This is a genomic window from Streptomyces sp. R21, from assembly GCF_041051975.1.
Classification (GTDB): Bacteria; Actinomycetota; Actinomycetes; order Streptomycetales; family Streptomycetaceae; genus Streptomyces.
The window spans coordinates 2,118,563-2,130,870 of the sequence record NZ_CP163435.1; the positions used below are offsets into that span (position 1 = coordinate 2,118,563).

Consider the following 12,308-nt stretch of genomic DNA (forward strand, 5'->3'; position numbering starts at 1 on the left):
GGTCCGTGGTCCCCATCCGATCACAATCCGGCTCAGCGCACCCGGAAGACCGGCCCACGTGGGGTAAACGGCAGCCGTGCCCCCTGCGGGACGAGATACGCGTGCTCGCGCCGCACCCGCAGCACATCGCAGTAACCGTCCGTGATGACGAGGACCGGCGCGCTCCGCGGGAAGTCGTCCGCGCGATGCAGCAGGTCGATGCCGGGCTGCAGGACCGTGCCCCCACGCCCGTGCACCCGCACGCGTCCGGCGATCTCGGTGACGGGCAGATAGCCCGCGTCGTGCGGGGCGGCGTCGCAGAAGACGACGCGCGCGGCCGGTACGTCGCGGGCCTCGGCGTACGAGGCGATGGCGCCCAGCGCCTTGCCGAGCAGGATCCGGCCCATGGAACCAGAGGTGTCGAGGACGACGCCGAAGGTGCAGCGGGCGATCTCCTCGGGCGGGAAGTACCGTCCGGCACGCGGGATGCCGGGGGTGGAGGACTGCCGGCGGGAGGGGCGCGCATAGGTCCGTACGGGCTCGGGCCGGGGCACGAACTCGTCGAACCAGCGGGCGAGTTGGGCGTCCCAGGGCACCGGCGGGTGAGCCAGGGAGCGGATCTCCTCGATCAGCCCGGCGGGCAGCAGACCGCGGTCCTGCCGGGAGTGCAGTTCGTGTCCCTGGGTCAGGCCGCGCCGGTAGAACTCGTCGAGGTCGACGTATCCGGCGGGGGCGCGGCTGTGCGGCAGGGGTTCACCGAGGATGTCGCCGCGGCCCTTGCCCCGCAGGGTGGCGAGACGGCGCCGGTGGCGCAGGTCGCCCGCGATGCGGTCGTAGACCTCCTCGGTGGACAGGCCGCTCAACTCCGGGTCGTACAGCAGCCCTTCGGGCATCTCGCCGACGCCCATCTCGCGCAGCCAGCCGTTGATCACGTAGTCGGCGGCGACGTTGAAGAGGTAGGGGTCGCGGTGGCCGCGGCGCTCGCCGTGCCGCAGCGCGGCGTGCAGCATCTCGTGGCCGAGGATGAACCGCCATTCCTCGTCGGTGTGGCGCAGCAGCGGGTTGACGTAGATCTCGCCCGCCTCGGCGTTGACGGCGGCCACGGAGATGTCGTGGGCGCGGGCGAGTTCGGCGTCGGCGACCAGGGTCATGCCCGCCGCGATACCGCCGAGCAGCGGGTAGGAGGAGACGAACCAGCTCAGCGCGCGCTCCCAGGGGCGCAACTGCGTGCGGGCGCCCTTGAGTTCGTCGCGCCGGCCGCCCGCGACGTCCATGGCGGCCGAGACGGTGCGGGTGAGGGCGTGCGCGAAGACGGTCTGCCAGTCCTTGACCGGCCCGTGGTACTCGTGCCACGGCTCCAGGACCTGGTCGGGCGAGGTGCCGCCGGCGCCGCAGTGCTCGTACTCGGGCGGGATGCCGTCGCGGCGCCAGCGCGCGGCCAGTTGCTCCTCGTCGCCGCCGGGGAAGACGACCGGCAGCGTGTCCGGCGGGTGGCCGACCGGGAAGGTCTGCTGGAATCGGTGGACGACGACGCAGCGGGCGGCGAGTTCGAAGCGGTCGGGCTGGGTGCGGCGCCCCTTCGCGGCCGGGACGTGCCCGAAGCCGAGGTGGAGCAGGCAGTGCGTCAACGCCCAGGCCCACTCGGCGGGTTCGGCCCGGCGGGTGGGGTGGATGTGCACCCAGCCGTCGGAGTCGACGAGTGCCCAGCCGTTCGGGGGCGCCACCTTGCAGTTGCCGCGGCAGAAGGTGGCGTCGAGGGAGTCCAGCGCCGGGTTGCGGCGCACCATCTCAAGTCCCTTGAGGTAGGCCTCGGTTGCCGGGTCCGGCCGGTCCTCCTGCTGCTTCTTCTTCGCGGTGCGGCTCACCGGCGGCCCTCCGCGGACTCCCCGCTCACTGACGGGCCTCCACCAGGCGCGGCATGTCGCGGGCGGCCTCGATCAGGAACCAGGCGGGCAGCACCGGGTTGCCGTCGGCGTCGTCCGCGATGACGGTCTGGGCGACCTCCACGGAGATCTCGGCGAGCTGCACCAGCAGCGACTTGGCGCGGTAGGCGGTCTGCCGCACGGACGACGAGGCGTGCTCCTTGGAGGCGGGCAGCTCCTTGACCAGGCGGCCGCGGAAGGACTCGGCGAGGTAGTACAGCAGGTCGCGGTCCTGGACGCGGTGCGGCCAGCGGGCGTCGCCCTTGAGGATGGCCTCGATGCCGTACTGGCTGCGGACGATCTTGACGTAGCCGCAGAAGGCCACGGCGTGCGCCGGGGTCAGCGTGCCGTGCGCGATCACCTTCAGGGTCGCCTCGTCGAGGGTCGGGCCGAAGGAGTGCAGCGCGTCCGAGAGCATGTGCCAGGAGCGCGGCGTGGAGAAGGGCTCCTCCGTCTTGGGCGGCTTCGACCAGAGGTGGTGGGGGCGGTCGGTGAGGTAGTCGGTGATCCAGGAGTGGATGCCGTTGCCCGCCGCCCAGGTGAGCCAGTCGGTCGGCGAGGCCTCCAGATGGACGTGGGCGAGGCGGTTGACCAGCGCCGAGGCGATCGGCCGGGCCAGCGCGTTGTCCGTCGCGCGGTTGCCGGCGCCGATCACGATCGAGCCGTGCGGCAGCTCGTAGTTGCCGATCCGGCGGTCCAGGATCAGCGAGTAGAACGCCTTCTGCACATCCGGCGTCGCCGCGTTCAGCTCGTCCAGGAACAGGCAGTACGGCTCGTCGCGGGCGATCGCCTCGGGCGGGCAGAACACCGAGCGCCCGTCACGGATCTGCGGGACGCCGATGAGGTCCTCGGGCGCCAGCTGCGTACCGAGCAGGCTCACGCACTCCAGGCCCAGCGACTCGGCGAACTCCCTGACCAGGGAGGACTTTCCGATGCCGGGGGCGCCCCAGAGGAAGACCGGCCGCACGGTCGCGAGACCGAGCAGCAGCTCCGGTATACGGGCGGGGGTGACCGTGACGGCTGCCTGCAAGGCGAGGGCTCCTGGGAGTGTTCGAAAGGGCCTCGCAGAAGTGCGGACCCGGCACGAACAGTGTGTGCGTCGCGATCAGCGGGCGCAGCTGATTTTCGGACGGCGCGCTCGCGCGGGCTCTTTCCGCTTCTTTCCGGCCTTGTCAGGTGGCTCTACGTTCTTGAACGGGGTGGTCCTCCCATTCGTAGGGTGAGGGCGCCCAGGGGAGCTGGGTGTGGCTCTCAGGCGGCTGCCGACCATGGCTCAGCGCGCTTCGCCGCCCGGCTCCCCACGACGACTCGGCCGCCGATTGGGAAGTGCGAACAAGTCGCTGTGTAGAGCAATGCCGGCGAGGTCGTCCGTGGTACGCACGACGAGTACGAGCGACTGGAGCACGATGAGCCGGATATGGGCGGGGACCGACTGCGGCAAGACTCACCACCACTGCCTGGTCATGGATGCCGAGGGCGGCACGCTGCTGTCGAGGCGAGTGGCCAATGACGAGCCGGAGCTGCTGAAGCTCCTTGATGACGTCCTGGACCTGGCCGGAGGCGACCAGGTGACCTGGGCCCTGGACATGACGGGCGGTGAGCCCGCCCTGCTGATCGCCCTGCTGGTCAACCATGACCAGGAGCTCCTCTACGTCCCCGGAATCGCCGTCAACCGCGCCACGGACAGCTACCGTGGTGCCGGCAAGACCGACGCCCGCGACGCACGCGTGATCGCTGATCAGGCCCGCATGCGGCGGGACCTGGAGCCGATCCGGCCGGGTGACGATGCCACCGTCGAGCTGCGGTTGCTGACCGACCGCCGTATCGACCTGGTCGGAGAACGCACCCGCACCATCAACCGGCTCCGGTCCCTGCTGAATGGCATGTTCCCGGCTCTGGAGCGGGCTGTCGACATCGGTGGAAGCACCGGCCCTTTGATCTTGCTGAGTGGCTACCAGACGCCCGCAGTGATCCGCCGGACAGGCACCCGGCGCCTGGCGACGTGGTTGCGCAACCGGAGGGTCCGCAATGCCGAGGTGCTCGCAGCGAAGGCAGTCGAGGCCGCCGAGCGCCAGCACACCGCCGTCGTGGGTGAGCAGGCCATCGCCAAGATGGTGCACACCCTGGCGAAGGAGGTGATGGCCCTCAACGAGAAGATCACCGAGACCGACAAGCTCATCGAGGGCCAGTTTCGCGAGCACGAACTCGCCGAGGTGATCCTGTCCGTGCCCGGCGTGGGAGCGATCCTGGGCGCTGAGTTTCTGGTCGGCATCGGCGGCAGCCTGGACGCCTTCCCCACCCCGGACCGGCTCGCTGCCTTCGCCGGCGTCGCTCCTGCCCCGCGTGACTCCGGGCAGGTCAGCGGCAATCTGCGCCGACCACAGCGATACCACCGGCGGCAGCAACGCGTCTTCTATACCTCCGCCCTCATCAGCATCCGCTGTGACCCCAACTCGCGCCGCTTCTATGACAGGAAGCGAGCTGAGGGCAAACGCCACATCCAGGCCGTGATGGCCCTCGCTCGCCGCCGCGTCAACGTCTTCTGGGCTCTGATCCGTGACCGGCGGTGCTACCAAGTCACGCCTCCTCCGACCCCTCACGCCGCTTGACTTCCAGATTGGGAAGCGCGTTCGCTCTCGTCCGGGCGCTCCGCCGGCGTCAGCGGCACCTGGGGGCCGTCGCACTCGCGCAGCCAGCGCCGCAGCACGCGGTGCACCTGCTCCGCTCCGGCCAGTTCGGCGCCGTCCTCGACGGGTGCGGAGAAGGCCATCGGCGAGAGCAGGAAGGGGTGCCCTTGCGCCCCGCCGAGCCCGCCGTGCGAGCCGATCTGCTCCTCGAAGGCGAGGACTTCGCCCTCCGCCGGGTCGTACGCGGAGTTGACCATGATGTCGGCGGTGTGCGGAAAACCGTGCGTGCGGCGTACGGCGTCGGCGGCGCCCGGCCCGAAGTCGGCGAGCGGGCCCGGGTGTTCGTCGCTCAGCTCGTCCACCGGGACCTCCGCGCCCATCGCGCCGAGGACGAGTCCGCCGTACTCCTCGCTGCGGACCAGGACGAAGCCGACACCGGGGTGGTTGGCGAGCGTGGCCAGCAGGGCGGGGTGGCGGCGGTCGATCTCCTCACGGCTCATCCGGTGCGGCACGTCGGGGAAGGAGACGAGCCCGAGGTTGCCGGAGGCCAGCACGATGGGCTCCGAGCTGCGGCGGGCCAGGCGGTGCTGTTCGCCGCCCTCCTCGACGGGCCTGCGCAGCGCGGCTCGCACGGTGGCGCGGGCCTCGGCGCCGCTGTGCGTGCGCTGCGCCTTGCGCGGCACGGGCAGCCCGCAGCCCGCGCGGACCAGGTTGCCGAGGGTCAGTCCGTAGCGGGTCAGGAACGTCTCGCCGGGGCTCTGCCCGTGGTCGGAGAGCACCACGATGCGGTACGCGCGCGGGGCGTGCTCGGCGACCTTCGCGATCAGCGCCAGCGACCGGTCGAGCCGTTCGAGGACCTTCTCGGTGTCCCGGCCGCGCGGCCCGGAGTGGTGCGCCACCTCGTCGTAGGCCACGAGGTCCGCGTAGACGGCGTTGCGTCCGGCGAGCATGTCCCCGATGACCGCGGCGACGACGACGTCCCGCTCGACGACGGTCGCGAAGGCGCGGATGAACGGGTAGAGGCCGCCGCGGTTGACGCGCGGCCGCTGTCTGCGTATGCGGGAGCGCGTGGACTGGCCGATCTCCCGGAAGACCTCGGCGATGAACGACATGGCCGTACGCACCGCGTTGGCGGGGTCGGAGAAGTACGCGAAGTAGCCCGCCCGGGAGCGGTTCTCCCTGCCCCGGCGCGCGGCCATGGAGAGCACGAGGGCGAGCTGGTCGGCGCCGCCGCTGAAGAGGTTGCCGCGGCTGGCACCGTCGACGGTGAGCAGGCCGCCGTCGCCGGTGTGCTCGATGGCCCGGCGCTGGAGTTCGGCGGCGCTGGTGGGGCGGTTGCAGACCATCACCTCCCGGCTGTCCTTCTCGTACCAGCGGAAGGCGGGGATGTCGTGGTTGGTGCCGTGCAGGATGCCGAGCTGGCTGGCGCCGGTCTGGCTGGACCAGTCGGTGCGCCAGGGGGTGAGCCGGTGGGTGGGCCCTTGGCGGACACCTTGCCCCCCGCCCAGCCATTCGGCCACGGTCGGCATCAGGCCCTTGGCCACGGCCTCCTCCAGGACGTCGCGGCCTACGCCGTCGAGCTGAAGGAAGACCGCGCCGGGCGTCGAGGGGCCCGGCCGTCCGTCGGCACGTCTGCGTCGGCGGTCCGCGAGCCGGTACAGCCTGCGCCGGTACGCGTCGTCGTCCCGTACGGCCAGGGCGGCGCCGGTGGCCGAGGCGACGGCGGACATGACGGCCGCGACCACCACGGCGGTCTCGGGGGCGGCCTCCCCGCGCCCGGACGGGTTGATGCGCAGGGCGATCAGCAGCAGGGAGCCGTTGAGGAAGAACACCAGCAGGCCGAGCACCAGGGCCGGCACCAGAAGCAGCGCCCTGACCAGGAGCGGCCAGACCAGCGAGGACAGCAGACCGAAGACGCCCGCGCCGGCCGCCGCGGTGATGGCGATCCGGGTGGCGCTGTCACCGTTGTCGGACTGGATCTGGAAGTCGGGCAGCGCACCGGCGAGGACGAGCATTGTGACCGTGGACACCGCCCACACGGCGATGCTCCGCCACACGCCGCTCAGAATCGTCCGCCACCGCGTACCGCCCACGCCCCGTGCACCTCCCCGTCCCGACCCGTCCGGCCTGCTCCCACCCTGTCACAACAGGTGGATGAGGCCGTTCGTCACCGGGGCAGCGGGCTGGTCAGCGGCCGTCGTAGCCCGCGGTGGGCATCGACAGGCGGCGGTGGACGCTGGCCTTCATCTGGGCGTCGTACGACGGTTCCGCGGAGCCGACCGTCTCGATCCGTACGCCGCGGCGCGCGCACTCGGCGGTGAACTCGTCGACGGAGGCGAGGGCGCGCTCCAGGACCCGGTGGCTGGGCGCGACGAACAGGTCGACGAGGCCCGCCTCGACGTCGTCCCACAGGGCGCAGTGGTCGGGGCGCAGGCCGCGGACGAGAAGTTCCCTGGTGATCACGTAGCCGCGCTCGGCGGCCCAGCGCGCGCACATGGCGTGCTGGCTGCGGGAGTCGACGAGGAAGGGATCGGCGTCCAGCTCCTCCAGGGGCGTCAGGCTGGCGATCGCCGTGACGCGGACCGGTAGGGGTCCCTCCGCTTCGATCGCGGCCGAGAAGCCCGCGGTATGCATGCCGGAGGCACTCCGCACGTTTCCCATGGCGTCCCCCTCACCTCCGGGTTTCGCCGCCGACCCTACTCCTGCCCGTAGGCTCGGGGGGAGTCGCGCGAAGGAGGCAAAGAAGTGCCGGTGGAGATCACCTGGTGGGGTCACGCCACCTGCACGGTCGAGGACTCCGGTACGCGCGTGCTGACGGACCCGCTCTTCGCGCGCCGGCTCGCGCATCTGCGCCGGCGCCGGGGGGCGCCGCCCCCGCCCGAGGCGGCGGTCGCGGACGTCGCCCTCGTCTCGCATCTGCACGCCGACCATCTGCATCTGCCCTCGCTGGCCCGGCTCGCGCCGGGCACCCGGCTGCTGGTGCCGCGAGGCGCGCCGCGCGCGGTGCCGGGGCTGCGCCGGCTGGACCATCTCCGGCTCACCGAGGTGGCGCCCGGGGACCGGACACACGTCGGTGACCTGGTCATACGTGCTGTTTCGGCACGGCACGACGGGCGGCGGCTGCCGGTCGGGCCGCAGCGTTCACCCGCGCTCGGGTACGTCATCGAGGGCGCCGCGCGCACCTACTTCGCCGGAGACACCGGGCTGTTCGAGTCGATGGCCGAGGAGGTCGGGCCCGTCGACGTGGCGCTGCTGCCGGTGGGCGGGTGGGGGCCGTATCTCGGCGAGGGGCACCTCGACGCGGGCCGGGCCGCCCAGGCGCTCGCCCGGCTCGCGCCGTCCAGCGCCGTGCCGGTGCACTACGGCACGTTCTGGCCGATCGGGATGGACGCCGTGCGCCCCCATGAATTCCATGCGCCGGGCGAGGAGTTCGTGCGCCTGGCCGCCGAACGTGCCCCGGAGGTCACCGTGCACCACCTCGCCCACGGCGAGAGCGTACGACCGGAGGCCGCCCGGTGATGTTCCTCTCCGGTGCGGCGGGGCCGGTCGGTGGACAGGTGCTGGCTGCGGCGCGGCCGGTCGGCTCCGAGCTGTTGGCTGCTGTGGGACCGGTCGGTGGACAGGTGCTGGCCGCTGCCGGGAGGGCCGTGCCGCAGGAGTCCACTCAGCAGGCGATCGGGTATCCGTCGCTGTTCCTGCTGGTGCTGATCGGGGCACTGGTGCCGGTGGTGCCGACGGGGGCGCTGGTCAGTTCGGCGGCGGTGGTGGCGTTCCATCAGACGGCGCCGCTCGCTCTGCTGTTCGTCTTCGTGACCGCCTCGCTCGCCGCGTTCCTCGGGGACGTCACCCTGTACTGGCTGGGACGGCGCGGGATGCGCTCCAGGAACGGCTCGCGCTGGCTGGAGACGTTGCGCGACCGCGCTCCCGAGGACCGGCTCGCCCAGGCGCAGGAGAGGCTGGACGACCACGGCGTGGCCGTCCTCGTCCTGTCCCGGCTCGTCCCGGCCGGCCGTATCCCGGTGATGCTGGCCTGCCTGATGGCGAGGATGCCGCTGCGCACGTTCGCCCGCGGCGACGTCCCCGCCTGTCTGGCCTGGGCCGTGACCTACCAGCTCATCGGCATCCTCGGCGGCTCCCTCTTCGAGGAGCCGTGGGAGGGCGTGGTCGCGGCGGTGGCCCTGACCCTGGCGATCAGCGTCGCGCCGAGTCTGTGGCGCCGGGTGCGCCGGCCGACGACCCGGTAGGACCCGCCGGGTCCCGCAGGACCGCCGCGCCTCACGCCAGTACCCGCGACGCCCCGACCGGCAGGTCCCACAGGTCCTCCCGGGCGAGCCCCGCCTTCTGCCAGGCCGCCCGCACCCGGGTCAGCGGTTCCAGCACCGGTTCGGCGGAGAGCACGAACGTGCCCCAGTGCATGGGCGCCATACGGTGGGCGCCGAGGTCCTGGGCGGCGCGCACCGCCTCCTCCGGGTCGCAGTGCACGTCGCTGAGCCACCAGCGCGGGTCGTACGCGCCGATCGGCAGCAGCGCCAGGTCGATCCCGGGGTACCGGCGGCCGATGCGCGAGAACCAGTGGCCGTACCCCGTGTCGCCCGCGAAGTAGACCCGCTGCCCGTCGCGCGCTGTCAGCACCCAGCCGCCCCACAGCGTGCGGCAGGTGTCGAGCAGGCCCCGCTTGGACCAGTGGTGCGCGGGGACGAAGTCGAAGCGCACGCCGCCCAGTTCGACCCCTTCCCACCAGTCCAGCTCGGTGATGCGGGTGAACCGGCGGCGCCGGAACCAGCGCGCGAGCCCGGCCGGCACGAACACCGGGGTGTCGCGCGGGAGTCGGCGCAGGGTGGGCGCGTCCAGGTGGTCGTAGTGGTTGTGGCTGATGACGACCGCGTCGACGCGCGGCAGCGCGCTCCAGGCCACTCCTACGGGGGTGATCCGGGCCGGGGTGCCGAGGATCCGGCGCGACCACACCGGGTCGGTGAGGACGGTGAGCCCGCCGATGCGGACCACCCAGCTCGCGTGTCCCGCCCAGGAGACGGCGACCGTGCGCGCGTCCACCCGTGGCAGCGGCCCCGGTTCGAAGGGCAGCCGCGGGATGTCGGCGAGCCCCTCGGGCCCTGGCCGCACCGCGCCCTCCCGGGCGAACCGGGCGAAGGCCTTGAGCCCCGGCAGCGGCGCGGTGAGCCGTGAGGCGAACGACCGCGGCCACAGCCGGGGCGCACCGGGCGGCCGGAGCTCGGCCGGCTCGGTGACAGGAGCGAGGGGGTCGAGAGGCTCAAGTGGTTCGAGGGGATCGAGGGGTTCAAGAGGCCCGAGGGGGGCGAAGGCGGGCAGACGGCCGGCCTGGGGCCGGGGCTCCGCCTGCACCGAGGAGGACGCCGAATCGTCGGCGTCCTCCTCGGCCCTGGTCGTCGTCGAGGTCGTGTTCCTGCTCGTGCCCTTGCCCGTGCTCGTGGTCTTGGTCGACTCGGACTGCTGCGTCATCGAGGAGGCTCCCATCACCGAGCGTCGTCGCGGAGATCGTCGAAGACCGATCCCAGGAGGTTCAACGCGCGTTGCGCATGTGGCAGTTCCAGCGGTGCGGGTGAATCGAGACATTCGGCCCGCTCCCCGGCCGTGGCGCCGAGCAGCGGGCGGGTGGACAGGCGTACCCGGAGCGCTTCGAGGTCGTCTCCGAAGCGGTGGCCGCCGGGCGCGGGCATGCCCAGACGGGCGGTGAGGAACTCCTCCAGCTCCTGTGCGTCACCGACGCCGTGCGCGACGAGCGCCGGGCGCAGCGGCCCGAGGTCCACGTACAGGTGCCGCCCGGCCTGCGGGGGCCGGGCGACGGCGCCCGCCGCGACGACCGCGTGGTGCGCGGCGACGGCCACGCGCGCGTGCAGGCCCACGGCGGCCGCGAGCCGCTCGGTGACCGTGTCGGGCTCGCCGAGGGCGTACGCCGCGGCCGCGGCGACGGGTTCGGCGACCCGGGCGCCGAGCACGGTGAGGACGTCCAGGACGCGGGCGCGCAGCCGGGTGCCGTCCGCGGTGTCGGGGAAGCGGGCGATAGCGGCGGGCCAGCCGGCCGGCAGGAAGGGGCCGGAGAGGTCGGTGACGACGGTGACCCGGTCGGGGAGCATCTCGGCGGGGCTGAGCAGCACGGTGTCGTGCGGCCGGTGCAGGGTGTCGCGCCAGGTCTCGTCGCTGACCACGTGCAGTCCCTCGGCCGCGGCGGCCTCCACGCTCGCGTGGACCACCTCGGGCGGCGCCACCGTGGCGGTGGGGTCGTCGGCGACGGAGAGCACGAGCAGCCGCGGGTCACCGCCCTCGGCGCGGACCCGGCGGAGGGTCTCCAGGAGGGCGTACGGATCCGGGACGCCGCCGGACTCCGCGGGCGTCCCCACGTGGTACACGGATCTTCCCAACAGGCGTGCCTGGGGCGCCCACCACGCCGCGCACGGGCGCGGCAGCAGGACGTCGCCGCCGAGGGCGCCGGTCAGGGCGAGGAGCAGCGCGGGCGCGCCGGGTGCGGCGGCCACGCGGTCGGGTCCGGCGGCCAGGCCGCGCCGGGCCCAGTAGCCGCAGGCGGCGTCCAGGAGTGCGGGGCCGCCGCCGGTGGGCGCGGTGTCGGCGCGGTCCGCGGAGGCGGCGAGCACTGCGGCGAGGTCGGGCAGGACGGGCAGGCCCTGGTCGGGAAAGGGCGGGCCGTAGCGGACCGGACCGTGTCCCTGGGTGTCCGTCGTCCGCATCCCTGCCTCCGCGCGGTCCGTGGTGCCGTGCCCTGTCATCCGTGTTCGGCAGTGTGGTCGTTGTCGGTGGTGTCTTCCTTGTGGTGCCCTGTCGTCGGGTGTGCCCTCGGGCTTCGAGTATCCCGAGGAACGCCGCGTCATGGGCGTCCGGTCGGGTTGCACGGGTCACACGGTCAGCCGTCGGCCGAGGAACCCCTGCGCCGCACCCGGTACACGGCGGCGCCGCACGCGCCCGCCACCAGCACACTTCCGCTGATGAGCGCCGGGAGCGACGGTGTGAAGGAGCCTCCCCCACCGGCGCGTACACCGCGCTGGACGCCGACGGGGGGCTCCACCGAGGCGCGAGCCGGGCCGGAGCCGCGGTCGATCGTGTAGGGAGCGGTCCACTGCTTCGGCTGCCCGCCGGGCGCCACGGGACAGGCACCGTCGACACCCCACTCGGCGTCGGACCCGACGGCATCGGGCCCCACCGCATCCGGGCCTACCGTGTCCGGGCCCACCGCATCGGGACCCACCGCGTCCGGCCCGACGGCATCCGATCCCACCGCGTCCGGGACCGTATCGGGTCCCACCGCGTCCGGCCCGACGGCATCCGGCCCCACCGCATCGGGTCCCGTGTCGTCCGGGCTGCCGCCCGCCCCTGCCTCCCCGCCGCCGGGCGGGATGCGCGCCGTACCGCTGTACGAGGTACCCGCCGCGGTGCCGTCCTCGCCCGCGACCCTGGTCAGCCGGACCTTGCCGTCCTCGAAGCCCTTCGAGGTGGCGTCGATGAAGTCGGGCGGGGCACCGCCGGTCGCGTCGCAGGAGACGGAGACCGTGACGGTGCCGCCGGGCGCGACGGTGCTGGGGCTGACCTCCGCGGCCGGATCCGCGGACGCGGCCGGGGCGGTGACGCCGAGGACGGCACCGGCCAGGGCGGTGGCGGACAGGACACGGGCGGTACGGCGCATGGGCTGGGCTCCTTAGGCCGGGCGCTGCCAAGGGGCACGGCACTCGCGCCCCGGGGGCCCTGGCGGGAAGCCTTCGGACACCCCCGACCATCACAGCCCGCCCCAGTC

10 protein-coding genes are annotated in these 12,308 nt (G+C 73.2%); 3 read left to right on the forward strand and 7 right to left on the reverse strand.

Annotated elements, in window-relative coordinates; all coding sequences use genetic code 11:
- Window positions 1–32 precede the first annotated feature (32 nt).
- Both AB5J56_RS09625 and AB5J56_RS09630 read right to left on the reverse strand, forming a co-directional pair.
- A complete protein-coding gene (locus tag AB5J56_RS09625; RefSeq protein WP_369232004.1) occupies window positions 33–1,844 on the reverse strand; it encodes a hypothetical protein in 1,812 nt (603 codons plus the stop codon).
- Between the two features lie 25 nt (window positions 1,845–1,869).
- On the reverse strand, window positions 1,870–2,931 hold the full coding sequence (locus tag AB5J56_RS09630; protein WP_369232006.1) for an ATP-binding protein: 1,062 nt from the start codon (window positions 2,929–2,931) through the stop codon (window positions 1,870–1,872).
- Between the two features lie 376 nt (window positions 2,932–3,307).
- On the opposite strand from AB5J56_RS09630, the gene AB5J56_RS09635 reads away from it, so the two are divergent.
- Window positions 3,308–4,510 (forward strand): IS110 family transposase, encoded by a 1,203-nt coding sequence (locus tag AB5J56_RS09635; protein WP_369242465.1) that lies wholly within the window; start codon window positions 3,308–3,310, stop codon window positions 4,508–4,510.
- Here AB5J56_RS09635 and AB5J56_RS09640 read toward each other — a convergent pair.
- Both AB5J56_RS09640 and AB5J56_RS09645 read right to left on the reverse strand, forming a co-directional pair.
- Window positions 4,498–6,621, reverse strand: coding sequence for a phage holin family protein (locus tag AB5J56_RS09640; RefSeq protein WP_369232008.1), 2,124 nt, complete (start codon window positions 6,619–6,621; stop codon window positions 4,498–4,500). The two genes, AB5J56_RS09635 and AB5J56_RS09640, sit on opposite strands and share 13 nt — an antisense overlap.
- Before the next feature lie 94 nt (window positions 6,622–6,715).
- Window positions 6,716–7,162, reverse strand: a complete 447-nt coding sequence (locus AB5J56_RS09645) for a hypothetical protein (RefSeq protein ID WP_369242467.1) — start codon at window positions 7,160–7,162, stop codon at window positions 6,716–6,718.
- Between the two features lie 111 nt (window positions 7,163–7,273).
- Between AB5J56_RS09645 and AB5J56_RS09650 the strand changes: the two genes are divergently transcribed.
- A complete protein-coding gene (locus AB5J56_RS09650; RefSeq protein ID WP_369232009.1) occupies window positions 7,274–8,047 on the forward strand; it encodes an MBL fold metallo-hydrolase in 774 nt (257 codons plus the stop codon).
- A complete protein-coding gene (locus AB5J56_RS09655) occupies window positions 8,047–8,772 on the forward strand; it encodes a DedA family protein (RefSeq protein WP_369232011.1) in 726 nt (241 codons plus the stop codon). The genes AB5J56_RS09650 and AB5J56_RS09655 overlap by 1 nt, the downstream gene beginning before the upstream one ends.
- Window positions 8,773–8,803: 31 nt before the next feature.
- On the opposite strand, the gene AB5J56_RS09660 is transcribed toward AB5J56_RS09655, so the two are convergent.
- From AB5J56_RS09660 to AB5J56_RS09670, 3 genes are all read right to left on the reverse strand, one after another.
- Window positions 8,804–10,006, reverse strand: coding sequence for an MBL fold metallo-hydrolase (locus AB5J56_RS09660; RefSeq protein ID WP_369232013.1), 1,203 nt, complete (start codon window positions 10,004–10,006; stop codon window positions 8,804–8,806).
- A gap of 14 nt (window positions 10,007–10,020) precedes the next feature.
- Window positions 10,021–11,250 (reverse strand): aminotransferase class I/II-fold pyridoxal phosphate-dependent enzyme, encoded by a 1,230-nt coding sequence (locus tag AB5J56_RS09665; RefSeq protein ID WP_369232015.1) that lies wholly within the window; start codon window positions 11,248–11,250, stop codon window positions 10,021–10,023.
- A gap of 173 nt (window positions 11,251–11,423) precedes the next feature.
- Window positions 11,424–12,200, reverse strand: coding sequence for a hypothetical protein (locus tag AB5J56_RS09670; protein ID WP_369232017.1), 777 nt, complete (start codon window positions 12,198–12,200; stop codon window positions 11,424–11,426).
- Between the last annotated feature and the right edge of the window lie 108 nt (window positions 12,201–12,308).

Excerpts from the sequence above, each read along its gene's own strand:
- AB5J56_RS09670 (WP_369232017.1), bottom strand. The coding sequence starts at position 12,200 with ATGCGCCGTACCGCCCGTGTCCTGTCCGCCACCGCCCTGGCCGGTGCC.
- AB5J56_RS09645 (WP_369242467.1), bottom strand. The coding sequence starts at position 7,162 with ATGCATACCGCGGGCTTCTCGGCCGCGATCGAAGCGGAGGGACCCCTA.
- AB5J56_RS09665 (WP_369232015.1), bottom strand. The coding sequence starts at position 11,250 with ATGCGGACGACGGACACCCAGGGACACGGTCCGGTCCGCTACGGCCCG.
- AB5J56_RS09655 (WP_369232011.1), top strand. The coding sequence starts at position 8,047 with ATGTTCCTCTCCGGTGCGGCGGGGCCGGTCGGTGGACAGGTGCTGGCT.
- AB5J56_RS09660 (WP_369232013.1), bottom strand. The coding sequence starts at position 10,006 with ATGACGCAGCAGTCCGAGTCGACCAAGACCACGAGCACGGGCAAGGGC.
- AB5J56_RS09635 (WP_369242465.1), top strand. The coding sequence starts at position 3,308 with ATGAGCCGGATATGGGCGGGGACCGACTGCGGCAAGACTCACCACCAC.